This window comes from Streptomyces sp. NBC_01233, assembly GCF_035989305.1.
Taxonomy (GTDB): Bacteria; Actinomycetota; Actinomycetes; order Streptomycetales; family Streptomycetaceae; genus Streptomyces.
Map to the genome: position 1 here is coordinate 4,395,730 of NZ_CP108514.1, position 26,148 is coordinate 4,421,877.

16 protein-coding genes, 2 tRNA genes, 1 other RNA gene and 2 pseudogenes are annotated in these 26,148 nt (G+C 70.4%); 10 read left to right on the plus strand and 11 right to left on the minus strand.

The window, feature by feature from the left end; genetic code table 11:
* Positions 1-8: 8 nt before the first annotated feature.
* A tRNA-Gly gene (locus OG332_RS20685) sits at positions 9-81 on the plus strand.
* A gap of 48 nt (positions 82-129) precedes the next feature.
* On the opposite strand, the gene OG332_RS20690 is transcribed toward OG332_RS20685, so the two are convergent.
* The 6 genes from OG332_RS20690 to ffs all read right to left on the minus strand — a co-directional run bounded on the left by OG332_RS20690 (position 130) and on the right by ffs (position 8,695).
* Positions 130-1,035 (minus strand): phosphoribosylaminoimidazolesuccinocarboxamide synthase, encoded by a 906-nt coding sequence (locus tag OG332_RS20690; RefSeq protein WP_327414866.1) that lies wholly within the window; start codon positions 1,033-1,035, stop codon positions 130-132.
* 98 nt (positions 1,036-1,133) lie between these two features.
* Positions 1,134-2,621: a N,N-dimethylformamidase beta subunit family domain-containing protein gene (locus OG332_RS20695; RefSeq protein WP_327414867.1), complete on the minus strand. Its 1,488-nt coding sequence runs from the start codon at positions 2,619-2,621 to the stop codon at positions 1,134-1,136.
* 263 nt (positions 2,622-2,884) lie between these two features.
* Positions 2,885-4,711 (minus strand): hypothetical protein, encoded by a 1,827-nt coding sequence (locus OG332_RS20700; protein ID WP_327414868.1) that lies wholly within the window; start codon positions 4,709-4,711, stop codon positions 2,885-2,887.
* A 309-nt stretch (positions 4,712-5,020) separates the two neighbouring features.
* On the minus strand, positions 5,021-6,274 hold the full coding sequence (purD, locus tag OG332_RS20705) for a phosphoribosylamine--glycine ligase (protein WP_327414869.1): 1,254 nt from the start codon (positions 6,272-6,274) through the stop codon (positions 5,021-5,023).
* 60 nt (positions 6,275-6,334) lie between these two features.
* The gene (locus OG332_RS20710) at positions 6,335-8,533 is read right to left on the minus strand and encodes a DNA polymerase III subunit gamma and tau (protein WP_327414870.1); all 2,199 of its coding nucleotides are present in this window, start codon (positions 8,531-8,533) and stop codon (positions 6,335-6,337) included.
* Between the two features lie 63 nt (positions 8,534-8,596).
* Positions 8,597-8,695: signal recognition particle sRNA small type (gene ffs, locus OG332_RS20715), an RNA gene on the minus strand.
* A gap of 107 nt (positions 8,696-8,802) precedes the next feature.
* Between ffs and OG332_RS20720 the strand changes: the two genes are divergently transcribed.
* The 3 genes from OG332_RS20720 (at position 8,803) to OG332_RS20730 (ending at position 11,646) form a co-directional block, all read left to right on the plus strand.
* Positions 8,803-8,887, plus strand: a tRNA-Ser gene (locus OG332_RS20720).
* A gap of 352 nt (positions 8,888-9,239) precedes the next feature.
* Entirely contained in the window at positions 9,240-10,871 is a 1,632-nt protein-coding gene (locus OG332_RS20725) for an Eco57I restriction-modification methylase domain-containing protein (protein WP_327414871.1), read from the plus strand.
* Positions 10,872-10,896: 25 nt separating this feature from the next.
* On the plus strand, positions 10,897-11,646 hold the full coding sequence (locus tag OG332_RS20730; RefSeq protein WP_327414872.1) for a PaeR7I family type II restriction endonuclease: 750 nt from the start codon (positions 10,897-10,899) through the stop codon (positions 11,644-11,646).
* A gap of 232 nt (positions 11,647-11,878) precedes the next feature.
* On the opposite strand, the gene OG332_RS20735 is transcribed toward OG332_RS20730, so the two are convergent.
* From OG332_RS20735 to OG332_RS20750, 4 genes and pseudogenes are all read right to left on the minus strand, one after another.
* The gene (locus tag OG332_RS20735; protein WP_327414873.1) at positions 11,879-13,642 is read right to left on the minus strand and encodes a tyrosine-type recombinase/integrase; all 1,764 of its coding nucleotides are present in this window, start codon (positions 13,640-13,642) and stop codon (positions 11,879-11,881) included.
* Positions 13,639-13,938, minus strand: coding sequence for a helix-turn-helix domain-containing protein (locus tag OG332_RS20740; RefSeq protein WP_327414874.1), 300 nt, complete (start codon positions 13,936-13,938; stop codon positions 13,639-13,641). The genes OG332_RS20735 and OG332_RS20740 overlap by 4 nt, the downstream gene beginning before the upstream one ends.
* Before the next feature lie 145 nt (positions 13,939-14,083).
* Positions 14,084-15,081, minus strand: a pseudogene (locus OG332_RS20745) (IS5 family transposase).
* Between the two features lie 155 nt (positions 15,082-15,236).
* Positions 15,237-15,731 carry a helix-turn-helix transcriptional regulator gene (locus OG332_RS20750; RefSeq protein WP_327414875.1) on the minus strand — a complete coding sequence of 165 codons (495 nt, stop codon included), beginning with the start codon at positions 15,729-15,731 and terminating at the stop codon, positions 15,237-15,239.
* 283 nt (positions 15,732-16,014) lie between these two features.
* On the opposite strand from OG332_RS20750, the gene OG332_RS20755 reads away from it, so the two are divergent.
* The 6 genes and pseudogenes from OG332_RS20755 (at position 16,015) to OG332_RS20780 (ending at position 24,353) form a co-directional block, all read left to right on the plus strand.
* Positions 16,015-17,535, plus strand: coding sequence for a DnaB-like helicase N-terminal domain-containing protein (locus OG332_RS20755; RefSeq protein ID WP_327414876.1), 1,521 nt, complete (start codon positions 16,015-16,017; stop codon positions 17,533-17,535).
* 235 nt (positions 17,536-17,770) lie between these two features.
* Positions 17,771-18,976 (plus strand): annotated as a pseudogene (locus OG332_RS20760) (IS4 family transposase); the annotation flags it as partial.
* A 347-nt stretch (positions 18,977-19,323) separates the two neighbouring features.
* Entirely contained in the window at positions 19,324-20,487 is a 1,164-nt protein-coding gene (locus OG332_RS20765; RefSeq protein WP_327419319.1) for an IS701 family transposase, read from the plus strand.
* A gap of 400 nt (positions 20,488-20,887) precedes the next feature.
* Positions 20,888-21,853, plus strand: coding sequence for a DUF2637 domain-containing protein (locus OG332_RS20770; RefSeq protein WP_327414877.1), 966 nt, complete (start codon positions 20,888-20,890; stop codon positions 21,851-21,853).
* Positions 21,854-21,969: 116 nt separating this feature from the next.
* Positions 21,970-22,629 carry a plasmid mobilization protein gene (locus OG332_RS20775; RefSeq protein ID WP_327414878.1) on the plus strand — a complete coding sequence of 220 codons (660 nt, stop codon included), beginning with the start codon at positions 21,970-21,972 and terminating at the stop codon, positions 22,627-22,629.
* The gene (locus tag OG332_RS20780; RefSeq protein ID WP_327414879.1) at positions 22,626-24,353 is read left to right on the plus strand and encodes a relaxase/mobilization nuclease domain-containing protein; all 1,728 of its coding nucleotides are present in this window, start codon (positions 22,626-22,628) and stop codon (positions 24,351-24,353) included. Before OG332_RS20775 ends, OG332_RS20780 begins: the two co-directional genes overlap by 4 nt.
* A gap of 76 nt (positions 24,354-24,429) precedes the next feature.
* On the opposite strand, the gene OG332_RS20785 is transcribed toward OG332_RS20780, so the two are convergent.
* Entirely contained in the window at positions 24,430-25,770 is a 1,341-nt protein-coding gene (locus tag OG332_RS20785; protein WP_327414880.1) for a transcriptional regulator, read from the minus strand.
* Positions 25,771-26,148: the final 378 nt, after the last annotated feature.

The window sequence follows — 26,148 nt, forward strand, 5'->3', positions numbered from 1 at the left end:
GCGCACCTGCGGACATAGCTCAGTTGGTAGAGCACCACCTTGCCAAGGTGGATGTCGCGCGTTCGAGTCGCGTTGTCCGCTCTGCAGTGAAGAAGCCCCCGGTCCTCGGACCGGGGGCTTCTTCGTGTCTCAGGACCAGGTCAGGCCGGTGAGCCGCTCGTACGCCTCGATGTACTTGGCGCGGGTCTGCGCGACGACCTGCGTGGGGAGGGCCGGCGGCGGGAGCTCGCCCTTGGGGTCCCAGCCGGAGGCCGGGGAGGCCAGCCAGTCGCGGACGTACTGCTTGTCGAAGGAGGGCTGCGTGCGGCCCGGCTCCCACTGGTCGGCCGGCCAGAAGCGGGAGGAGTCCGGGGTGAGCACCTCGTCGGCGGCGACCAGGGTGCCGTCCTTCGGGTCGAAACCGAACTCGAACTTGGTGTCGGCGAGGATGATGCCGCGCTCGCGCGCGATGTCCCGGGCACGGCCGTACACGGCCAGGGTGGTCTGGCGCAGCAGCGCCGCCGTCTCGGCGCCGGTGGTGCGCGCGACCTCCTCGTAGGAGACGTTCTCGTCGTGCTCGCCGACCTCGGCCTTGGCGGCCGGGGTGAAGATCGGGCCGGGCAGCTCGGAGCCGTCCACGAGCCCCTCGGGGAGCCCGAGCCCGCACACCGTACGGGTCTGCTTGTACTCGGCCAGGCCGGAGCCGGTGAGGTAGCCACGGGCCACGCACTCGACCGGGACCATGTCCAGGTTGCGGCAGATCAGCGTGCGGCCGGCCCAGTCGGCGGGGGCGCCCGCGGGCAGGTCGGTGGAGATGACGTGGTTCGGGACGAGGTCGGCGAGCTGGTCGAACCACCACAGGGAGAGCTGGGTCAGGACGCGGCCCTTGTCCGGGATCTCGGTGGGCAGGACCCAGTCGAACGCGGACATGCGGTCGCTGGCGACCATGACGAGGCGGTCGTCCTCGTCGCGGTAGAGGTCGCGCACCTTGCCGGTGTGGAGGTGGACGAGGCCCGGAACCTGAACCGGCTCGGGCTTTTCGACGAATCCGGACACGGGGTCTCCCTGTGGTTCTGTATGAGCGCACCCCGATTCTCGCGCACCTTCGTCCACTCCTGCGGACAGGGGTGGGTCGGTCGCGGGTCGGCCGCGCGTCAGTCGTGCTTGCAGATCCGGTCGAGGAGGTTGGCTGTGGCCCGCTGCACCCGCTCGTCGACATGGCCCGGCCGGTCGAGGGCCGGGGACCACGCGAAGGTGCCGGAGGCGAAGACCAGCGCCCCGCTGGGCGCCCGGTAGAGGGAGGTCTCCTGGTGGCGCCGGTGGCCCTCGCTGTCGAGGTACGGGGAGTGCGCCAGCAGGATCCGGTCGTGGTGCTCGGGGAGCTGGGTGCGCGGGAAGTAGCGGTCGGCCTCGCCCGCGACCAGGCCGGGCAACTCGTCGTTCTCGCCGGCGCCGGTGGAGTCCCAGAGCCAGTGCGTGGCGTTGCGCACGATCAGCGGCGCGGGCTCGGGGACCCGGCCGGCGTACTGGATGCCGAGCAGCTGCTGCTCCGGGCGGTCGACCTCGCGCCACAGGCTGGGGCGGCCCGGACCGCGCCGTTTTCGGCAGGTGAGGAGCCGGTCCGCGACCCCGGAGGGGGAGGGGGAGAGCTCGACCTGCCAGTACATGGTGTTGGCGGAGAGGAAGACGAGCGAGGTGCCGTGCAGGCGGGCGCGCTCGACGGTGCGGCGCATGGGGGCCGACCAGTACTCGTCGTGGCCGGGGAAGACCAGGCCGCGGTAGCGGGTGGGGTCGACGCGGCCGGCGTGCAGGTCGCGGGTGTCGGCGTAGGCGATGTCGTAGCCGTAGCGCTCGGCCCAGCGGATGAAGTCGTAGGCGTGGCCGACGTGCAGGGGCAGGCCGGCGCCCGCGTAGGGGCGGTCGAAGGAGACGGTGTGGGCCGCGTCCTGCTCGCCGAGCAGCCGGCCGTCCTCGTCCCAGGCGTGGTAGAGGCTGGCGCCGGTACGGCCGTCCTCCGGGTAGAGGTTGTAGGCCTGCCAGGTGATGTCGGGGAGCAGGAGCAGGAGGTCGGCGGGGTGGTCGTCGCGGACCGTGAAGGGGATGTGGGAGCGGTATCCGTCGGCGGTGGTGAGGACGGCGACGTAGGCGCCGACGCTCCAGTAGGACGGGACCTGCAGGCGCCAGGACTGCCACCAGTGGTGGCAGGAGACGGTGCGGTCGGCCGCCAGGGGGGCCGGCTGCACGATGCCGGAGAGGCGGGGGCTGGTGGTGATCTTGGAGGCCCCGTCGCCGCCGTAGTGGCCGATCCGGTAGACGTCGACGGAGAACTGCTGGGGCGGGTCGACGGTGATGTGGAAGTCGATGGCCTCGCCGGGAGTGACCGCGCCGGTGGAGGCGAAGCCCTTGATCTGACGGTGCACGTCGTCGGCGGTGCGGGGACCGCCGTTGCCGCGGGCGCGGGGGATCTGGCCGGTGCCGGCGGCCGCGGAGGCCGGGTCCACGTACCAGGGGACGACGTGGCCGGTGTCGTCGAAGTAGAGCTCGCTCCCCCGGAACCAGGGCAGGGGGCCCTGTCCGAAGGGATCGGTCACCGCGTGCGCGAGCGCACCTGACTCCCAACGCCGGATCTGGTCCGCACCCATGACGGCTCCCCTCCCTCGCTCCCCCGAACGGGCGTGCATCGTGTCGGTGCGCGGCAGACGCTCTGCTGAGACGGCTGTTCTCGGACACCCCGGTTCAGGACATCCAGCCGCGACCGGTCCCAGCACATCACATAACGCACTCAGTACGTCACCGTTCGTCGCGAATTGGCGGGATCGGAACATTCACATCCGCTTGTGCGTACGAGCCGTAGCCCTCCGGGGGCGGGGGGCCGGGCGCGGTCGGGGCGGGGTCCCGGCCCGGCTCAGACCAGGCGGACCGGCTTCTCCGGGCGGACCCCGAGGTCCACGAGCCAGTCCCGCAGGGGCTCCGGGTTCCCGTCCTCGACCAGGCACAGCACGCGTGGGGCCAGGTCGGAGCGGCGGTCGCCGCCGACCAGCAGGACCGGCCCGTCGAGCCAGTCCAGCCCCGGGGCGGCCCCGGCCGAGTCCACGGCCGCGCAGCACACCATCGCCGTCACGTGGTCGGCCAGCAGGTCCCGGCCGCTGCGCGGCGGCTGGAGCGGGAACAGCGGGACGGCGTCCGCGCCGCGCGCATTCCCAGCCGAGGGCTGCGCGGCACCGGCGGCCCGCTCCTCGCGGGCCAGGTCCCCGCTGAGGCGGCCGGCCAGGGCCTCACCGGCCGCGCCCTCGCCGGCGGGGTCCGTGAGGTAGCCCAGCACCCGCTCCAGCGTGGGCCCGGCGAGGCCGTCCGCGGTGGGCGGGGCGGAGCCGGTGACCTCGATCGTGGCCGGTCCCGCCGCGGCGGGACCGGCCGGTCCCGTCGCCCCGGACGAGCCCGACGAGGCCGCGGCCGATGACGAGCCGGGCAGGGCTCCGGGTCCGGCGAGCCCGGCAGGCCCGGCAGGCCCGGCAGGCCCGGCAGGCCCGGCAGGCCCGGCAGGCCCGGTGGCAGCGTTCGGTCCGGCGGGGCCGGCGGGCGGTCCCACCGGGACGGCCAGGGCGTCCAGCGCCGCGTGCAGCCGGGCCGCCTCCGCACGCCACTTGCGGTCCACGACCTCCTCCGGATACGCCGTCCAGTCCACCGGGGACCAGTCCGGCCCGGGCTCGGCCGGACCGCCGTGGAAGAGGCGCGCGGCCAGCAGCGACGTCGCCTCGTCGACCACCCCGGGCTGCTCCAGCAGGTCACAGGCGGGGCGCTCGCCGAGCCGCGAGGTGAACCCCTCGGCCAGCCGGTCCCGCCGGGAGAGCTCGGTCAGCGCGGAGACAACTCCGGCGTCGAGGTGCGCCGGCCAGCGGCCCATCCGCCAGGCGGGCAGCGCGACCCGGGTCAGCAGCCGGTCCCAGCCCGCGTAGGCGAGGCCGACCTGCTCCTGGGCGACGATGCGCAGCCCGTAGTCCACACCCTGTGCACGCTCCGAGGCGGCCGCGGCCACCCCGCGCTCCATCTCGGTGGCGTCCGTGCGGCACAGCCGCAGCAGCAGCCGGGCCGGGGCGGCGATCCAGCCGAGCCCGCGCCGGTTGCCGACGTCCACGGCAGCGTCCAGGCCCCGTACGAAGCCGCGCGCGTCGGCTATGTCCGGGTGCGCGGAAGGGCCCGTACCGGCGACGACCGGCGCGAGGACCGCCCGTAGTTCCGCGACCCGCATCCACCACAGGAACGGCGAACCGATCACCAGCACGGGGGCCGCGCCCTGCTCGGACTCCGGACCGGCGGATATGGCGCTCCGGCGGTGGGCCGCGTGGGTGCGGTCCTCCAGCCAGCTGTCGCAGTCCGGCGTGAGGGCTATCGCGGAGGGCGGCGGCACGTCCATCCGGTCGGCCAGGTCCCGCACCAGCCGGTAGAGATCGGGGGCGGCGGCCTCCGACAACGGCACCGTCGGCGTCACGGCGGGGCTCGCCCGCAGCACCACGGCGGCGAAGATCCCGCCGACGAGCAGCATCACGGCCGCGACCAGGCACACGACGAGGGTCACCGAGGGCCAGGGCTCACCGGCCAGCCGGCCCGTCATCCGGGCGGCGACCAGCACCACCGCGAGGGCGGCGGGCAGCAGCCCGACGGCCAGGGCCCTGCTGCGTACGCGCAGCACGGCGAGAGCGCGGGAACGTGCGGACGGCACGCCCGCTTCCATGGTCGAACCTGTTCCGGACACGGCCGGACCTCACCCCCTCTGCCCTGCGGCGACGTTGCTCACTCCCCCACTGTGACACCCGCCACTGACATCGCAATGCCGGTGGGCCAAGTGCCGGAATGCTTGGCATCGCACCCTAGTTGGGGCACGCCCGGTCGTCAGGCAGACGGGGTGACGATCACCCGATGGAATGGCTTTGGGTAAAGGTGGGTGCGTTCGAACGCGGCCGGATGCACTCGCACGCGAAGACGCCCGCGGGCCCGGGCGCAGGATCTGCGCACCGGGCCCGCGGGTCTGCGGAGCCGCTGGTCAGCTGTGCCCGGCGGCCTTCGCCGCGATGTCCGTACGGTGCTGCGATCCGTCCAGCCGGATGCGCGCCACCGCCTTATACGCCTTCTCACGGGCCTGTGCCAGATCGGAACCGGTCGCCGTCACCGACAGCACGCGGCCGCCCGCGCTGACGATCGCGTCGCCCTCGCGCCGGGTCCCGGCGTGCAGCACGTAGGCATCGGGCTCGTCCTCGGCGGCCACCTCGAGCAGGCCCTCGATCGGGTCCCCGGTGCGGGGGGTCTCGGGGTAGTTGTGGGAGGCGATGACCACCGTGACGGCCGCGTCCTCGCACCAGACGAGCGGGGGCAGGGCATCCAGGGTGCCGTTGGCGGCGTTCAGCAGCACGCCCGCGAGCGGGGTGCGCAGCCGGGCCAGGACCACCTGGGTCTCGGGATCGCCGAAGCGGGCGTTGAACTCGATGACCCGGGTGCCGCGACTGGTGATCGCGAGGCCGGCGTAGAGCAGCCCCGAGAAGGGGGTGCCGCGGCGGCGGAGCTCGTCGACCGTGGGCTGGAGGACCAGCTCCATGACCTCGTCGACCAGCTTCGGGTCGGCCCAGGGCAGCGGGGAGTAGGCGCCCATGCCGCCGGTGTTCGGGCCCTGGTCGCCGTCCAGGGCGCGCTTGAAGTCCTGCGCGGGCTGGAGCGGGACCACGGTGACGCCGTCGGTGATGGCGAAGAGGGAGACCTCGGGGCCGTCGAGGTACTCCTCGATGACCACGCGGTCGCAGCCGAGCGCGTGGGCGCGGGCGGCCGCCAGGTCCTCGGTGACCACGACGCCCTTGCCGGCCGCGAGGCCGTCGTCCTTGACGACGTACGGGGCGCCGAAGGCGTCGAGGGCCGCGTCCACCTCTTCCGGGGTGGTGCAGACGTAGCTGCGCGCGGTCGGGACCCCGGCCGCGGCCATCACGTCCTTGGCGAAGGCCTTGGAGCCCTCGAGCTGCGCCGCCTCGGCGGACGGTCCGAATACGGGGATCCCGGCGGCGCGCACGGCGTCGGCGACGCCGGCGACCAGCGGGGCCTCAGGGCCGACGACGACCAGGTCGGCGGCGAGTTCGGTGGCGAGAGTGGCGACGGCTGCACCGTCGAGGGCGTCGACCGGGCGCAGCGTGGCCACGTCCGCGATCCCGGCGTTGCCGGGAGCGCAGTACAAGGCGGAGACGGCGGGGTCGAGGGACAGAGAGCGGCACAGGGCATGTTCGCGGGCGCCGCCGCCGATGACGAGGACCTTCACGCCGCCCAGGGTAGCCCGGCCGCAGTGGCCCGTTTCGTGCGGCCACCCAATCGGGAGGCGCTACTCGTTCGTGTATTCCTCCACAACGGTGGCTCCCAGCTCGCGCACGATCAGGTCGTGTCCGGTCAGGGCGCTCTCCACAAGGTCGGGATCGTCCTCCTCGGCGAAGTCGTCCTCGGGGGCGACCGGCGGGGGCGCCTGATGTACGGGGGGCTGCGGGGCGGGAGCCGACTGCTGGGGCGGCTGCTGCGGGTACTGGGGCGTGGGGGCCGCCGGGGCGGACTGCTGCACCGGGGGCGGCGGGCTGTAGGCGGGCGCCGCCGGGGCGGCGTACGAGGAGCCCTGGGCCACGGGGGCCGGGCCTCCGCCGCCCACCACGGCGTCGATCTTCCAGTTGACCTGGAACTGCTCGGCCAGGACCGCCTTGAGCACGTCCTCGCTGCCGCTGCTGGCGAAGTTGTCGCGGGCTCCGGCATTGGGGAAGCCGAGCTGGAGGGTGGTGCCGTCGAAGCCGGTGACCTGGGCGTTCTGGCTGAGCAGGATCCAGGTGAAGCGGCGGCGGTTCTTCACGGCCTCCAGGACGCCGGGCCACATCGCCTGGACCTGCCCCACACCGGCGGCCATGCCGGGAGAGGGGGCGGGGGCCGCGGCCGGGGCCGGAGCCGGAGCGGAGGCCGCGACCGGGGCGACGGGCGCGGGCGCGCCCTGGCCGGGGGCGGCCGCGCTGGGCCAGGCACCGGCGGCCGGGGCCACGGGAGCGGCCGGTGCCGCGGGTGCCGCCGGGGCCGCGGCTCCGGGCCAGGCGCCGGGGGCGCCGCTGCCGGGCTGTGCGGCTCCGGGCCATGCCCCGGGGGCCGGGGCGGGGGCTGCGGCAGGCGCGGGGGCAGCGGGAGCCTGGGCGGCGGGCGCGGCCTGCACCGGAGCCTCCGGCTGCGCGGGAGCCCGTACCGGCGCGGGAGCCGGCACCTGCGCGGGCGGCTGGACGGCGGCAGCGGCGGCGCGCGCGGCGGCCACACCCCCGCCGGGGCCGGCGGGCGCCATGGCGTGCGCCTCGGGCCCGGGTACGTAACCCATGGCGGGCGCGGCCGCGAAGGCTGCGGCCCCGCTGCGCTCCAGCCGGTCGAGCCGGGCCTGGAAGGACCGCTCGTCGTCGAAGGCGGCGGGCAGCAGCACGCGGGCGCAGATCAGCTCCAGCTGCAGCCGCGGCGAGGTCGCGCCGCGCATCTCCGTGAGCCCGGCGTTGACCAGATCGGCGGCGCGAGACAGCTCGGCGGCCCCGAACACGGACGCCTGGGCCTGCATCCGCTCCACGACATCGGCCGGGGCGTCGATCAGTCCCTTCTCCCCGGCTTCGGGCACGGCGGCCAGGATGACCAGGTCGCGCAGGCGCTCCAGCAGGTCGGCGACGAACCGGCGCGGGTCGTTCCCGCCCTCGACCACCCGGTCGACGACCTCGAAGGCGGCGGCCCCGTCCCCGGCCGCGAAGGCGTCGATGACGGAGTCGAGCAGGGACCCCTCGGTGTACCCGAGCAGCGAGGTCGCCATGGCATACGTCACACCGTCATCACCCGCACCGGCGAGCAGCTGGTCCATGACGGACATCGAGTCACGCACGGACCCGGCGCCGGCGCGCACGACGAGCGGCAGCACGCCGTCCTCGACCGTGGCGCCCTCCCGCCCGCAGACCTCGCTCAGGTAGTCCCGCAGGGTGCCGGGCGGCACCAGCCGGAAGGGGTAGTGGTGCGTCCTGGACCGGATGGTCCCGATCACCTTCTCCGGCTCGGTGGTGGCGAAGATGAACTTGAGGTGCTCCGGCGGCTCCTCGACCACCTTCAGCAGGGCGTTGAAGCCCTGCGGGGTGACCATGTGGGCCTCGTCGATGATGTAGATCTTGTAGCGGCTGGACGCCGGCCCGAAAAAAGCCTTCTCACGCAGGTCACGGGCGTCGTCCACACCACCGTGCGAGGCGGCGTCGATCTCGATGACGTCGATGGACCCCGGCCCGTTCCTGGCGAGGTCCCGGCAGGACTGGCACTCCCCGCAGGGGGTCGGAGTGGGACCCTGCTCACAGTTCAGGCACCGGGCGAGGATGCGCGCGCTGGTGGTCTTTCCACACCCGCGCGGCCCGCTGAACAGGTACGCGTGATTGACCCGGTTGTTCCGCAGGGCCTGCATCAGCGGTGCAGTGACATGCTCCTGCCCGATGACCTCGGCGAACGACTCGGGGCGATAGCGGCGGTACAGCGCAAGGGACGACACGTATACGAGGTTATCCGGGCCCACCGACAACGGCGGCCCGCCGACGTCACGAACCCTCCGGGAACGCAAAGCGCCCCCCACGCACCCGCCAGAGCCCACTTACCCTTGCTGCCTTCCGGCCCTGGGGGAGTTGGGTGAGATAGCGCCACGTGAGGGGCTGGCCCCACCCTAGCGGATGGAGGCCCCCGGAATCGAGCCGGACCCCGACCTGCCCTCCCGCCGACGATCACGTTCGCGAGCACCCCTCAACGTCTTGTATTGTTTGCGGCGGAGGATTCGCCTAGTGGCCTAGGGCGCACGCTTGGAAAGCGTGTTGGGGGCAACCCCTCACGAGTTCGAATCTCGTATCCTCCGCACTCGCCCACCAGGGCAAACGAAGGACCCGACCGCATCGCGGCCGGGTTCTTCGTCGTTCCGTGGTCTCAGTTTTGGTCTCAGTTGGCGCGAACGGACGATCATGAACCTGCGCCACCGCGCCTGTGGTGCGGGTGAGGCCGAGGTTGATCAGCCGGCGGCTGCCCTGCTGCGTCACGTGCCTGTTGCCGGAGGTGCACAGGAGGCTGGACTCCGCTGCTCATGGAGGAGAGCTTCGACGAGCCGCCGTGGAGCCACGAATCCGAGTAGTTGCGGGAATTCCTATGGCGGTCGTGCCCACCGATAGCCTTGAGGTGAGGGCTCATGCAGTGAGCCATGACGAGAGGGACCCATGGCCGCAGCTGCCCCCGACGAGGTCGAGTACGGCGAGGTCTTCACCCGTCGATGGGTCGTCGAGACGATTCTTGATCTGGTCGGCTATACGGCAGACAGGGACCTCACCCAGATGAAGCTCGTTGAGCCGTCCATCGGGTCCGGAGCGTTTTTCGTCCCCGTACTGGAGCGACTGCTCGAGTCTGCAAAGGTCCATGGCACGAAGCTGTCAGCGCTGGCTGACTGTCTGTACGGTCTCGATCTCCAGCACGAGCATGTCGCGACCTGCCGGAAGAAGTCGGCAGACATGCTCCAAGCCGCTGGGGCAAGTCCCAAAGAGGCCCGAGCCCTGTCTGCAGGCTGGCTGCGTCACGGCGACTTCCTTCTCGACGAGGTACCGACGGATGTCGATTTCGTGATCGGCAACCCGCCGTACATCCGCACCGAGGATCTCCATGATGAGACCGAGGCTGCCTACCGCAAGACATGGCGGACGATGCGTGGGCGGGCGGACATCTACGTCGGCTTCTATGAGCGTTCGCTGTCCATGCTCGCAAGCGACGGGAAGGTCGGGTTCATCTGCGCGGACCGTTGGATGCGGAACGCCTACGGGAAGCACCTGCGGGGTCTCGTGACCTCACGCTACGCGGTCGAGTCCGTGTGGCAGATGCATGACGTGGACGCATTCGAAGCAGAGGTCTCGGCCTATCCGGCGATCACGGTACTGGCCAACTCCGAGCAGGGCAGCTCCACGTTCATCGACACTACTGCCGCATTCGGAGTGGCCTCCGCGAGTGAGGCCATGGCGTTCGTGCGGGGCACGGCGGAGGAGGCTTCAGGCCAGGGATGGGAGGGTGCACGCCTGCCCAGCTGGTTCGAGACCGACGACTTCTGGCCCGCAGGATCCCCTCACACCATCAAGCTGCTGGAGCATCTGCAGGAGAATTTCCCGACGCTGGAAGCCGACGGCAAGACGAAGATCAGCATTGGGGTCGCGACCGGTGCCGACAAGGCCTACATCATCAGCCCAGACGCTGGCATCGACGTGGAGCAAGATCGGCTGACACCCATCGTCATGGCCGACGACATTCGCGCAGGTCGTCTCACGACGCCTTCGAAAATGCTGCTGAACCCGTGGGATGACGAAGGCAGGCTCGTGGATCTCGCGGACTACCCGAAGTTCGCGGACGCGCTTGCGTCGCACCCGAACGTCAAGATGCGCTTCGTCGCGAGGAAGAACCCGAACACCTGGCACCGCACGATCGACAAGGTCTACCCGGGCCTCGCCGAACGGCCGAAGCTACTTCTTCAGGACATGAAAGCCCAGATCACGCCGGTGCTGGAGCCGGGTGGCTACTACCCGCACCACAACCTGTACTACATCGTCTCGTCGTCGTGGGACATGGAAGTGCTCGGCGGGTTGCTGCTTTCCCGGATCGCAGAAGCCTTCGTGAGTGCCTACGGCGTAAAGATGCGCGGCGGCACGCTGCGATTCCAGGCGCAGTATTTGCGGAAAATCACCGTTCCGCGTCCCGAAGCGATCCCCGACGACATCGCCTCCAGGCTCCGTGACGCGTTCCGCGCCGGCGACAGGGTGGCTGCGACGCGTGCGGCCGAAGAAGCGTACGGGCTGCCTGCTGGCAGCATCTGAGTATCCGAATAGAAGAAGAGGGGTCATGAGCGACCTGACACCTGTCGAGACGTGGCGCGCCGCCGTTCTCGGCTACTGGACTGGCCTGGACCTACAGGCCGCCAAGCAGGGGCAGGCGACCGGGGTCAAGGACACTGGCAACCGAGCAGCCGTCACGGGCGGCAAGCAGATGGACGCGCTGCAGGAAGTCGTGGCGAAAATATGGCGCGCCGATCCGGACATCACCCTTGAGGTGCGAACGACCGGTCACAACAATCTCCCGGCGTACTTTCGACCGTCGAAGAACTGGGACCTCCTGGTGCTCTACCGCGGCTCCCTGATCGCGGCGATGGAGTTCAAGTCCCAGCGAGGCCCCTCGTTCGGCAACAACTTCAACAACCGGACGGAGGAAGCCCTCGGACTCGCGGCCGACTCCCAGATGGCCGCGGAGCGCGGCCTGTTTGGCCAGTTGAAGCCCTGGTTCGGTTTCATCATGTTCGTGGAAAGCGCGCCGGGATCGTTGAGCGCGATCAAGGTACCCAAGAACATGCCGTTCCCGGCTGACCCGATCTTCGAGGGGGCGTCGTACATAGGGCGCTACAAGATCTTCTTCGATCGCATGGTCAAGGAAGGCAACTACGACGCAGTCGCTCTACTCACCGCCGAGGCAGGCAGCGAAAACTTCACCGAACCTTCGGTGAGCTTGTCGTTGGCCAATCTTGAGGCAGCCATCCGTGCACGCATCGCGTACATCAAGACGCTGCCGGACGATGTGTTCGACGAATTGACGCACTAGAAGTCTGTTGGAATCTCGGGTTCTGAGCCCAGCTCGTCAGAGCTGGGCCCAGTCTTATTGGCATGCAAGGGAAACGGGCGGGGGACACCCCACTACCTCGTCGACTGACGCACGGAGGCCCGACAACCGGTGGCGGTGCCAGGCCGCGTCGCGCTGCTCGCGTCCTGATCCATCCCCTGGGTCGTACCTGACAGTAAGCTGCGGCGGCGTTGACCCAACCGTGTATCAGTCGTCACCAGTCGTCGACATCGCCGTACTTGCCCGGGTGCTGGGCACGGTCCACAGCCTGCGCACACGCCTCGGCGAACGCCGCCTCTACGGCATCCTTACTCGTACCGCGCACCTGCGCTTCGACCTCCTGTCCGGGGGCTGGGCGGCGGGCTGTGCGCCAAGCTGACGGGCGGGCGGTGTAGGCGTCGACCTCGAACTCCCACGCCGGCACGGACCAGGTCTCGGGCAGGTCGCTTGTCTCACGCGCGCCACCGGGAAGGAAGACCGCGCGGGCGTGGAAGACCACCGCTCTTACTGGCATCTGATCCCGGATGGCCCGCAGGCCGCCAGAGCCATCGCGTTCCCAGCGCCGCCGGTCCCACTGCTCGAGCTCTGCGGTGTGGTCCGGCCAGTCCTCACTCCACTGCGCGAGGACCTCGTCGGCGTGCTCGCGGTGGAGGAAGGGAACCCGCCGCTCACCAAGGCGGGCGACGTGCACCACCAGCTCGGCGGGGACGGGGCTCTGGCCAGCCCCCGGCGCACTTCGCACGGTCTGGGCTGTGCCCCACAGCAGGCCGCCGACCTTATCCGCGGTGTCCTTGAGGACGCGGCTAGTGAGGTGCTGGTAGCGGCGGCGCATCCGGGCGGACTTGCCGGGTTCCCAGCCCATGATGGCGTCGACGACCGCGTCGGAAACGCCGAGGATCAGCAGGACGGTCGCCGCGGTGTGGCGGGCGTCGTGGAGGCGGGCATCGCGGACGCCGGCGGCCTTCAACAGCTCCTTCCACTTGTGATAGTCCGTGTTCGGATTCAGGGGCTCGCCGGTGGGTGAGGTGAACACGTACCCCTTCTCCGTCCACAGGTCACGGGCTTGGGCCCGCTCGTGGGCCTGCTCCTCGCGGTGCTGCCGCAGGAGATGGAGCAGCTCGTCTGGGGCGCCAATGGGGCGCTGGCCCGCGCGGGACTTCGCGTTCTTCGTCTCGCGCCGGGTGTTGATCTTCTGGGGGCAGTAGCCGGGCTTGCGCCCGCAGCGGTCGCCGCAGCCGTGCTTGTAGCGGGGCCGCAGCCGGCCACGGCGTACACGGATGACGCCGAGGTCGAAGTCGACGTCGTCCCACTGCATGCCGAGGACTTCGCCCTGCCGCAGACCCAGGGCCAGGGCGATGACCCAGCGGGCGGTGTTGCGGTGCTTGGCTGCCTCGGCGAGCAGGCGCTGGACCTCTTCGACCGTGTACGGCTCGACCTCTTCCTCTTCCAGGCGCGGGGCTTTGGCGATCGTGGCCGGGTTGACGGTGAGGTGGGCGCGGCGGACCGCCTCGTTAAGGGCGGTGCGGACGGTGCGGTGGACTTGGTGGGCGGTGCCGGCGGCGCTGCCGGAGTCCTGCATCTTCTTGTAGAAGCGCTCCAGGTGCTCGGGTTGGAGCTTCTCCAGGCGGTGGGCGCCGAGGCTGGGGATGAGGTGGTGGTTCACCGCGACGCGGTATCCGTCGATGGTGTTCTCGGAGACATGGGCTGCGGCGATGTTCTCGACCCAGTGGGTGAGCCAGGTCTCCAGCGTCCAGCTCCGGCCGACCTTGCGGACCGTGCCCTTGTCGCGTTGGCGCTCCAGCTCGCGGACGACCTTGGTGACCTCGGCGCGGGTCTTGCGGCCGACGTGGCGCCGGTCGGGCGTGCCGTCGTCCTTGACGCCGACGGTGACGCGGCCGTGCCATCTGCCGTCCTTGCCGAGGTAGATCGTGGAGGCGCCGTTGGGCTGGCGGGGCTTCGGTACGGAGGCTCGCGTCACGCGGCGGCCCCGAAGTCGCTCGCCGACAGGCGGCGGGCCAGGAAGTCGTTCACCGCCTCTGCTGGGATGCGGCGCAAGCTGCCGATCTTGACGGAGGCGATCTCGCCAGACGACACGTACTCGTACAGCTTGGTGCGGCCGATGCCGATCCGGCGGGCGGCTTCGGTGACAGTAAGGCCGACGAGGGTGGTGTCGCCCTGGTCACTGCTGCGTGCGGCTATGAGCGCGCGGAGCGAGTCCTCGGGGACGTCGAGCAGCTGGGCGATCTGGGCAAGGGGCAGGGAGTGCTGGGGCAAGGGTGTGCTCCTCCTCCGGCGCACGCGGTAGCAGGGGCGGCAACCCTCGCGGACCAGGCCGGTGGTGATGTTCAGGGATGGGCGGTGCTGATGCAGTAGGGCATGGGGCACGTTTCTCGGCGCTAGGGCCTGTTCTGAGTTGAGATCACGGGAGGGCTGGCAGGCTGCGTAACCAGAGGATGGATCCGCGCAGGTGGAGCCCGGCGGCATAGCTCTCAGGTGTCTTGTCGTAGCGGGTGGCCAGCCCCCGCCATTCCTTGAACTTGTTGATGGCGCGCTCGACGGTGTTGCGATCTTTGTAGAGCGTGCCGTCGTGGCTGACCGGGCGGCCGCCGGAGCGTCCCTTCTTCTTGCGATTGGCAGCCTGGTCGGCCTTTTCCGGGATCACCGCCTTGATGTTGCGTCTGCGCAGGTGGGCGCGGTTGGCTCGGGAGGAGTACGCCTTGTCGCCGGCCACTGCGTCCGGCCGGGTCCTGGGGCGGCCGATCCGGCCGCGCACCTTGATCTTCTTGAGGACAGGGATGAAGTGCGGGCTGTCCGCGGCCTGCCCGGGGGTAAGGATGATGGACAGCGGGCGGCAGCGCCGCTCGACGGCAAGGTGGATCTTGCTGGTGAGCCCGCCCCGGGAGCGGCCCAGTTCGGCGGCCCGCAGTCGGGCCCTGCGGCGCCGGCGCACGGCTCGGCGCTGTTCCCGCTCGGGGTCCTCCCTGTCCGCGGATCCCTCGCCTACGGGGTCGTTTTGTCCCTTTATTGCAGCCCCTTTTCCTCCGCCACGGCCTTCTCCAGATCCTCAAGGAGCTCCGGGGCGACCGCCATGCCCGCCGCGTGGTGATGCGCCCGAGCAACGGTCGAGTCCACGCTCACCAGGCTGAGATCGACATCGTCGCGAGCCTCCGCCTCGGCGATCATCGCGTCCATGAGGGTCTGGAAGACCTCGTCACGCGCCCACATCCGGAACCGGTCGTAGATCGTCGACCAGGAGCCGTAGCTCTCCGGCACATCCCGCCAGGGACTGCCGGTCCGGAACCTCCACATCACCGCGCTGAAGTAGCGGCGCAGGTCAGGGATCGGTCCGAACGCCCCCAGCGGCAGGTGCGGCTCGATCAACTCCCACTCGGCATCGGTCAGATCATCACGAGTCATGCGACCGGTCTACCCCGGCCAGCACCCTCCTGAAGCGAGAATGACCGATCCCGTGATCTCAACTCAGAACAGGCCCTAGCAGCCCCGAAGTGTCCTGCCGATGGCCGGACGTCGCCGGCCCAACCTGCGCACTCGGACTCGTGACCTGCGTTCGTTCAGGGGTGCTGGCGCTTCCACGCGTCTTCTTCGCGTCGGATCAGCTGTTCGAGTTCGGCCTCGTGCTCGTCGCTGTAGCTAGCGAAGTGCTTCAGCTCGAAGTCCTCACGATCGATCTGGCTCTCCAGGATCTCCACGTCGCGCTTCGCCCGCGCGAGTGCAGCCTTGTTTTCGATCCATTCGCGGACGATGCCGCGAATGATCGGGTCGGCATGCTTCATGGGCGGCGCGGTCAGCTCGTCCATGGTGAGGCCGAATACCTGACAGAAGCCGAGCGCCTCGTCGAGATTGACCCGACGTCGCGGCTTGCCGCTCTCAATGCGCCAGATCGCGGCCTGGTTGACCGGGTGACCGGCCTCAGCCATCTTCTCGGCCAGGGCGACCGTACTCCAGCCGCGCGCCTCACGTTCCTGCTTGATGCGATCAGCGACGTAGTCCTCGGGCACAGGCCGCTCCGGGCCCGCTGTGCGTGCCGCGCCGTCGTTGCTGCTCATACCCACCTCCTCCCTTCAGGGTGACCCCAGGGGGTCCACTGCGGCCAGGGTCAGAAGTGAACACCGTTGCGGAGCCGAATGCAAGTCATTGCATTATCGAAACTCCTGGGTATGCTGTCCGTCCACCCCCGAACACCGGGGAACGCAGACGGACATGGAAAAGCCCCCGATGCTGCGAAGCACCGGGGGCAAAGCATGAACCCTCGAAACCGCCCATCCCTGAACGATCGAACCGGTCCGGCCGGGGTTGCCGCCCCATATGGCCTGCCGGGTGAGGAGCTCTATGCCCCAGGGTACGACCCTGCCTCCCCAGACGCCATCCCACTTCGACGAGGACGCCTCGCCGCTGGAGCCGCCCTTCAATATCGACGCCGAGCGCGCGGTCCTCGGCGCCTGCATGCACAAAGCCGACGTCATCGACGCGGTCCGGCCCCTCCTGGGCGACGACGCCTTCTACCGGCCCGCCCACGAGACGATCTGGCGCGCGCTCCTCGCCCAGCGCCGCGAGGACAATCCCACCGACCCGATCGTCCTTACCGAGCTGCTCCAGCAGCAAGGCGACCTGCAGCGGGTCGGCGGACCCGCCTACGTGTTCCAGCTCGCCGACGCGCCCTACGGCACCGGCAGCGCGGAGCACCACGCGGAGATCGTCCGCGAGAAGGCCGAGCTGCGCCGCCTGGTGACCTCCGCCGTGCGCACTCTCCAGCGGGCCCAGGAGCCCGGCGCGGATCCCGAGGCGATACGCAGCGAGGTCGAGGCGGAAGTACGCGCCGAACGGGAGCGCGCACTGGCCTCGGGGCAGGGGCGGCTGTCCCGCTTCGCCAAAGACGGATGGTCGTTCGTCAAGGAGACCGGCGCCGACACGGAGCCCTTGTGGGGCACGCGCGAGAAGACCGTCTGGGCCTCCGGCGAGAGCCTGATGATCGTCGGCGCTCCGGGCGTCGGCAAGACCACGCTGGCCCATCAGGTGGTCTTCGCCCGCCTCGGGTTGCAGGAGACCGTCCTGGAGATGCCCGTCGCGCCCAGCCGACGGGTGCTGTACCTGGCGATGGACCGTCCCAAGCAGATCGCCAAGGCCATGGCCCGCCGCGTCTTCCAGACCGACGAGAAGATCCTTCGGGAGCGGCTCGTGGTCTGGGAGGGCCCACTGCCCGCCACCCTCGACAAGGAGCCCGACCTCCTCGCCGACCTCGCCGCCGCCCACCAGGCCGACACCATCGTGATCGACAGCCTCAAGGACGCGGTCAGCACGATGGTCGACGATAGCCTCGCGGTCGCCTTCCACAACGCCCGAAACCGGGCCCTGCGCGGCGGCGTGGAAATCATGGAGCTGCACCACCAGCGCAAGGCCAGCGCCGACGCGCCGCGCGGCCAGCGCCCCAGCCTGGACCAGGTCTACGGCTCCACCTGGTACGTCTCCGGCGCGGGCAGTGTCCTGTTCGTCACCGGAAAGGCCGGCGACCCCGCCGTCACCCTGCACCACCTCAAGACCTCCACCGGCGAGGTCGGCCCCTTGGACGTCACCCACGACCACGTGCGCGGCACCACAATCGTCGACCCCACCAAGGACCCCGCCGTTCTGTTGCGCAACGCCCCGGGCGGGCTGTCCGCACGCGACCTGGCAACCATCCTCATCGGCGGCGGCGACCCCGACCGCGCCGACATCGAAAAGGCACGACGCCACCTCGGTCGGCTCGTCGACAGTGGCCTGGCAACGAAGGCCGACGGCATCGCCGGAGGGACCGGAGGCGGCCAGCAGGCCCGCTACTACCCCTCTGCCCGCCACCTCACCGCCGTCGGCTAACCCCCGCGCTGGCCCCTGCGGAGCGTTCACGCAGGCGTACACGCGCCCCTCCCGCACGCACAGGCCCACAACCCGCCGCAGGCGTGCACGCTCACCACAAAACTGCAGGTCACACGATCACGGAGGCGTACACGCCGTACACGCACCCAGGCGTACACGCGCGAGCCCCCCTTTAGTACCAATACCAGTGACTTAAGGATCCCGGCTGGTAGGGTGTTGGCCAGGAGGTGTCTGGATGCCACGCCCTGGACAGGTCAAGCCGGAGACGGACGAGCGGTTGTCGGATCGGATCGCGATCGGACTGCTGACGCGGACGTTCCCGCCGGAGCTGGTGGACCGGGTCGTGGAGGAATCCGGGAAGGCCGGGCAGCGCAACCGGCTGCTGCCTCCACGGGTGGTCGTCTACTTCGTGCTGGCGATGTGCTTGTTCTCCGGTCAGGGCTACGAAGAGGTCGCACGGCTGCTCACTCAGGGTCTGGCCTGGGCCAAGCACTGGTCGGGTTCGTGGCAGGTGCCTACGCCCGGTGCGGTTTCCCGGGCCCGGGCCAGGCTCGGGCCCGAGCCGCTCAAGGCTCTCTTCGAGCAGTCCGCCGGGCCTGTGGCGACCGAGTCCACTCCCGGTGCGTGGTACGGGTGTTGGCGTCTGATGGCGGTCGACGGGACCACGTTCGACGTGCCGGACAGTGAGGAGAACGACGCCCGGTTCGGTCGTCCCGCCACCCACCGGGGCGAGCGGACCGCGTTCCCGCAGGTGCGGGTGGTGGCGCTGGCGGAGTGCGGCACGCACGCCATCACCCGCGCGGCTCTGGGGCCGTTCACCACCGCGGAGTCCGTGATCGCGCGGGAGCTGTTCGACGCCCTTGGACCGGATGACCTGCTGATGGCCGACCGGGGCTTCGCCGGGCTGGAGCAGTGGCGAGCGGCATCGGCCGGCGGTGCGGACCTGCTCTGGCGCATCAAGTCCAACGCCGTCCTGCCCGTGCGGCGCGAGCTCCCCGACGGGTCCTACCTCTCCGACATCGTGGCGGCCAAGGACCACCGCAAACGCACCGATCCCACCGTGGTGCGGGTCATCGAGTACACCCTGGACGACCCCGGACGCCCGCAGCACGACGCCCCGTACCGGCTGATCACCACCATCCTCGACCACGAAGCCGCACCCGCGGCGGAGTTGGCGGCCCTCTACAACGAGCGATGGGAGATCGAGACCACACTGGACGAGCTGAAGACCCACCAACGCGGCCCCGCCCAGGTCCTGCGCTCCCGATCGCCCGACGGCGTCGAACAGGAGGTCTGGGCCCACCTCCTCGTCCATCACGCGATCCGCCAGCTCATGCACACCGCCGCCCGGGACACCGACACCGATACCGACCGGCTTTCCTTCACCCGCACCCTCCGCCTCGCCCTACGCCAGGTCACCGCGCAGGCGGCCTTTTCCCCTGACCGCCTGGCCACAGCCCTCACCGACGGGATACGAGAGATAGCCCGTCACCTCCTGCCACCGCGACGACAGCGGTCGAACGCCCGCGTCGTCAAACGCAAGATGTCCAACTTCGGCGTCAAGCGCACCGCACACCGGCTCTGGCCACAGCCGACACTCGACCCAGCCCGAGCCGTGGCCATCGCCCCACACCACAAAACGGCCCCGACCAACCCACCGAAGACCCCAGGCACCCCGGACCCTTAAATCACTGGTATTGCCTTTAGTACTGCAACCGCATGTGGCGTGACGGTCGGTGAGGTTGCTCGTTGTTGTGACTGTGTGATGAATCGCTGACGGTTGAGCAGATCGAGTCGTGGTCCGAGGGTGTAGCGGGGTTGCATGCCCGGTTCGGGCATCGTTTTGGCAGGTCGGAGCCACGTGATCGGGCTCTGGACTACCTCAGGGGCCTGCTTGCTCCGCTGGAGAAGAAGAACGGGTGGACGCTGGCCGAGCAGGTCGGCCAGCTCCGCCCGGACGGTGTGCAACGCCTGCTCAACCACTCCGAATGGGACGAGAACGCGGTCCGGGACGATGTCCGGGACTTCGTCGTGGAGACCATCGGCGCCAAGGATGGCGTGCTCATCGGGGACGACACCGGGTTCCTGAAGAAGGGCACCAGGTCAGCAGGGGTCCAGCGGCAGTATTCCGGCACCGCTGGCCGCACCGAGAACTGCCAGATCGGCACCTTCCTCGCCTACGCATCCGCCAAAGGGCGGGCGCTGATCGACCGGGAACTCTACGTCCCGAAGTCCTGGACGGACGACCGCGACCGCTGCCGGGCAGCCGGGATCGACGACACCGTGCCGTTCGCCACGAAGATCGAGCACCTCAAGTGGATGCTGCAACGCGCCATCGACGCGGCTGTTCCCTTCGCCTGGGTGACCGCGGACGAGGCATACGGGCAGGTCAAGCACTTCCGCGCCTGGCTGGAAGAACGCCAGGCCGCGTATGTGCTGGCCACCAAGGTCAACGACACCGTGATCACCGCCGACGGCCGGGACGCCCGCGTCGACGAGCTGATCGCGGCCCTGCCGAAGCAGGCATGGAAACGGATCTCCGCCGGAGCCGGCGCCCACGGCCAGCGGATCTACCACTGGGCCCGCGTCGCGATCCGGCCCACCTGGGAGGGCGGATCCGGGCACTGGGTGCTCGCCCGCCGCAACCTGTCCGACCCCACCGACATCGCCTACTACGTCTGCTACGGCCCCGTCACTTCCCGGCTGAAAGACCTGGTCAGGACCGCCGGAGCCAGGTGGGCGGTGGAGGAATGCTTCCAGACCGCGAAGGGTGAATGCGGGCTCGATCACTACCAGGTGCGGCTCTACCGGGCCTGGTACCGGCACATCACCCTCGCCATGGCCGTCCTGGCCTACCTCACGGCCATCCGTGCCGCAGAAGCCGCAAAAGGGGCAGCGGAGATGACGAGCAAGACCTCATACCCCTCAGCGTCCCGGAGATCCGCCGGATGATCGGGCACGTCGTCGTCACGCCCCGCTGCCACAGCAACGAGCACCGTCTGCACTGGTCACACTTCCGGCGCCGCAGCCAGGCCCGAGCCCGCCGCTGCCATTACCAACGCCGAGGCCACGACCCACACATGCGGTTGCAGTATTAGAAGGGGGCTCGCGTGAACGCCCCCCGCGTGAACGCCGTGAACGACCCCAACACAAGACCCGCTTCTCTACCCTGGAGCCCCCCGCCTTGCACTCCCCTGCCCCAAGCACCCCGGCAGCGACACACGGCAAACGCAGCATCCGCGCCGGCATCACCCCGCTCCCCACCCACCCCGGCCGCCAAGGACGAGACCCTCACCAAAGTGACGATGCTGCCGGCGCCCGCCGAACAGCCTCACCCGCCGGGGGCCGTCACGTGAACCGCAGCGGACGCATCGCCCTCGTCCTCGGCTTGGTGGCCGTCGTCCTCATGGCCTTCCGGGTCTCGTGGAACGCGCTGTCCGACGTGGCCCGCGCCATCGGCGCAGACTCCACCGCCGCCCTGCTCTACCCGATCGTGGTCGACGGGCTGATGGCCCTCGCGCTGGTCTCCGCGCTCTTCCTGACCGGCACCGACCGCACGTTCGCGCTGCGGGTCTTGGCCGCCTACACGATCGCCAGCCTCCTGCTGAACTACGTGCACGGCCTCGTTCCCGCCCTGCACACCACGTCGGTCCAGTGGGGTCGACTGACCGACTGGGACCCCGCGAACTGGGCCCTCGTACTGCTGGCGACCTCGCTCCCGGTCGGGTCGATCTACTTCGGGTCGGACCTCGTGGCCAAGGTGCTGCACCACAACCCCGAGTCGGCCGGCCCCGCAGAAATGGCCTCCGACCAGTCGGGCGACCGGCAAGCCGACCAGTCGGCTGGCGAGGAGGCCCCACAGTCGAGGTCTGACCAGGCCAAACCGGACCCCGCGCAGCCGACCGAGTCGACCCCCCTGAAGGTCACCGAGCCACCCGTGACGAGGCCGACCGAGCGCTATACACCGTCCCCCGCTCCTGCTGCCCGACCACCCCGGTCGGCCGCCGTGGCGGAGTCGACGGGATCGGCGCCGCGTCGGGCGACCGGTCGGGTCCCCGCCGCCACCAAGCCGACCGCCCACCGCAACCGCACCGACGCCGAAGTCCTCCACGAGGCCCGATTCCTGACCGCCGACTGGAGCGACGACCAGCTGACCGCCGAGCGTCTGCGCACCACACTACGGATCGGCCAGAAACCCGCCCGCCTCCTGCGCAACAAACTGCAGGCCGAGCGCACCGGCCAGACCCAGCCCGTCGCGGACGGCGGCTTCAAGGTCGGGCCAATCGACGAAGCCGCCACCCCCGCCGGCACCGTCTGACCCCCCACAAAGGCACCGACCCTGCCCTTCCGGCGCATCCCGTGTCCCCATTCAGCCGAGCACAGGGCAGCACACAGCCAAGCACCCGGCACCAGCACCCCACGGAGAACCGATCCATGCACGACCCGAACCACGAACTCCCCACCTCCCAGCAGCACATGACCGCCGGCCTCAAGAGCGCAGCAAGTTGTACCCAGAGCATTGCTCCCGTCGGGAGCAATGCTCTGGGCTCCCCCGCCCCAGGGGTGGCGGGGGAGGACCGGCACCAGGAGGCGCCGGTCCTTCGGGGTGCGGCCGAGGGCAGACCACATCCGGGCAGGGAGGAGCAGCACTCCTGCCATACCGCCCGCTGCACGCATGCCGCGCCGACGAAGCCGCACGTCCGCCAGCGTGAGCGCCTGCGCGCCGAGAGCAAGCGCATGCACCAGCCCAGCTGCCGCATGAACGACGACGAGTACCAGCTCCTCGTCCGCGCGGCTTCCGTCTGCCACATGAGCGTCGCCAGCTTCCTCGCCAAGGCCGCCCTGAAGGCCGCACGCGACCTCGACCGCACCGAAGCCGAGATCGCCACCCGCCGGGAGATCGTCAGCGAGCTGTTCGCCCTGCGCCGGGCCCTCGGCCCGATCGGCAACAACCTCAACCAGGTCGCCACCGTCCTGAACTCCGGCTCCGACGCCCCGCACGCCAAGGCGGTCCTCGACGCCGTCCAGCGGACCGCCGAACGCGTGGACGCCTTCACCCGGCGCTACCTGGAAAGCGAGACCCCCACCGGATGATCCCCTCCATTCACAAGATGGGCACCCGCACCATCGGGCTGATCCGCTACCTCTACGGCCCGGGCACCCACAAGGAACACACCGACCCCCACCTCGTCGCCGCCTGGGACGCCCTGGCCCCCGACCCCGGCCGCGACCCGGCCGCCACCTACGAAGACCTGCAACAGCTCCTCGACCAGCCCGTCGAAGCCCTGCCCAAGTCGAGGCGCCCCACCGAGCACGTGTGGCACCTGTCCGTACGCGCCGCACCCGAGGACCCGACCCTGTCGGATGAGCAGTGGGGCGACATCGCCCGCCGCATGGTCGCCGCCACCGGCATCGACCCCGGCGACGGCGCGGGCTGCCGCTGGGCAGCCGTCCGCCACGCCGACGACCACATCCACATCATGGCCACCACCGTCCGCGAAGACGGCCGCCGCCCCCGCCGCCACAACGAAGCCAAACGCGCCCAGGCCGAAGCCCGCCACGTCGAAGCCGACTACGGCCTGCGCCGCCTCAACACCGGCGACGGCACCGCCGCCCAACGCCCCACCAGCGCCGAACGCCACAAAGCCAACCGCCACAACAGGCAACGCACCCCGAGGGAGGAACTGCGCGAAACCGTCCGCCACGCGGTTGCCGGCGCCCAGAGCGAGGAGGAGTTCTTCGGCCGACTCGCCACCTCCGGCCTCCTCGTAGGGCAGCGGAAGGCGCCGTCCGGGGACCTCCTCGGCTACACCGTCGCCCTCCCCGACGACCGCAACAGGCACGGCGAACCCGTCTTCTACTCCGGATCGAAGCTCGCCCCAGACCTCTCCCTGCCCCGCATCCGCGAACGCTTCACCACGCTCGCAGAAGCCTCGGAAGGCGACAGCGGGCCCGGGCAGCCCGTCCTGCCGCCGGTGACCGGCCCCGCGTTCGCGCGGCGGAGGGCCGCCGCCACCTGGCAGGCACTGCTGATCATCGACCAAGGCGACGACGGCACGGCAGCAGCCCAGATCGCCGCCGCCACAGAAGTCCTCGACGCGCTGGCCAAGACCTCCGCCGCCCACACCCGCAAGGAACTCCGCGACGCGGCCTTCTCGTTCGAACGCGCCAGGCGCTCCCATGTGAAGGCAGTCCGAGGACACGATCATGCTCTTCGGCAGGCCGCCCGCGACCTCGTCCACAGCGGACCCGCCCTCGGCCGAGGCGAGGACAGCGCCACCACCGCCATGCTCATCGACATGGCGTTCTTCCTCGCCATCACCGCGGCGAACTGGCACGCCAAGAAGCACCACGTCCAACAAGCAGCAGCCGCACGGCAAGCCGCCGAACACCTACGCGCCGCCTACGAGGCAGCCGCCACCCAGCCCATGGGCGCCCTCCGGCAGCGAGGCCAGCGCATGGCCCTGCATGTTCAGCAACGACAGGCTGCATTCGTCCGCCAGGCGCTGCCAGAGCTGGCCGAACGGATCCTGACCGAGCCCAGCTGGCCCGCCCTGGCCGCCACCCTCACCGACGCACAGAAGGCCGGACACGACCCGGCCGCCCTGCTCGCCGAAGCCACCCAACGGCGCGAGCTCGACACCGCCACCTCGATCAGCGATGTCCTCGTCTGGCGCCTACGCCGCAGCGCCCACCTGCCCGCCGCACCCGAGGCTCGGCACAAGCCACCTGCCCGCGGCGACAGGCGCACACCGCCTGCGGCACCCGCCGCACCGCCGGCAGTTAAGGCAGCAAGCGACTCAACCCGACGGCGCTGACCTCGGTTGGGCGGGCTTGCGGCCTCGTCGTGACGCTGGAGGGTTGCGCCGACGCCGGGGGCGCCACCGAGCGCTGTCAGGCGACAGCAGGAAGAGCCCGCAGCCTGTCCCTGAACTCACGGACGGACGGCACCGCGCCGTGCGGCTCCAGGTAGTTGCTGAACTTCGCCAGCCGGACGTACGCCCGGTCGGAGCGGACGCGGTTCTCCAGCAGCTCCAGGCCGAGATTGGCGGCGTCCAAGGCCCCGTCCAGGTCCCGGGCAGCCAGGCGAGCCGTCGCCAGGCGGCCGGAGCGTACGGCACGGTCGCGAGGGACCGCTTGGTCCACCGCGATCGCGAGGGCGCTGGTGGCGCGCTCGGGGAAGCCGGAGCGGAGCATGATCTTGCCCTCGGTGGACTTGAGCTGAGCTTCCCCGTACCAGCCCAGCCAGTCAGGGCGGTCGCCTTCGCGGTGGCCGCCCCACAGGTCGTAGGCCCGGTTGAGCGACTTGCCGGCCGCCTCGTGCTGGGTGTCTCGGGACAGGGCTTCGGCTTGATGGAGGTAGAGGTAGGAGGCCGCCGCCGACGGGAGGGCCGTCGGGGCGTTGCCGATGGCGGTGTCGATGAGCTTCACGCGCGCGGCTGTGTCACCTGAGTCGGAGATGTGGATGCCCATCTCGGCCAGGATGAAGGCGCCGAAGCCGTCGTCCTTCGCACTGTGTGCGCTGCGGAGTGCGCCAACGTAGTAGCGCTGGCCGAGGGAGCGAAGGCCCTTGTCGTAGGCCATCCAGCCAGCGAGGTACGACACCCGGGCAGCCGTGGCGTACAGGCGGTGTTCGACGGCGTCGGTGTAGCGCCCGTGGTCGAGGAGGCCTGCGATCAGTGAGAGGTCGCCGGTGGCCTGGTCCAGGAGGCGGGCGCCGCCCATCTGGTCGTCGAGTACGCGGAGGGTGTCCACCCGTGCCTCGATGGTGGTCACCATCGCGTCGGTGACGCGGTCGCCATCGAATGCCGAGGCGAACGCCTCTGGAGCGGCCGCCCAGTTGGCCGCGACCCCCGTCAGCGCGGCACCAGTGATGGACAAGAACCCCCGACGATCCATGTGGCCGCTCCTGACTAGATCAGCGAACACCTTCACGGTACCCGCCGGAGTCCACGGGGCCGCCAGTGCTGTCGACTCCCAGGCTGGCAGCCATCGGGGCCACGCCGTCGTGCGCACGTGCTCCTCAGGGATGCCCAGGAGGTCGGCGAGCACCAGTTGCGCGTCCAAGTCAGGTTCCTGCCCTTGCTCCCACTTCCAGACCGTCGTCCGGTTGGTGGCCAGCGGCACGCCCAGCGCGCTCCCTCGTTCGCACATGAGCCGGGCTAACTCGGCCTTGCCCCAGCCCTTGCCTTCTCGCACGTAGGTCAGCGGGTGCAGAGCCATCGGGTCAGACATCCCACCTCTCCCCTCAGGTCGGTAGTCAGGAGGTTACTCCCCGTGTGAGAAACGGGGGTTTCTCTCGCTGGAGAAACCCCCGGGAAACGTTCCGGGCCCGTGGTCCACGGCCGTTCACTGGGCCCCACGCCGTTCGGAGCTCAGCACCCGGGCAACCGGCTCCCCCGCCCCGCTCCGGACGGCTCCCAGGACCGCAGCCCGTCATCGGCGCCCCTCACGTGGGTGACGGGCTGCACCACCTCCGAGGAGATCGTGATGAGCCAGCCTCTGCCCGTACGCCCGCCCGGCGCCAGCGGACGCCAGCACACCGTTCCCGAGCGGCCGACCGGTCCGAGCCCGGTCCTCCGTGCCCGCGCCGAATCCGGCTGGGCGAGATTT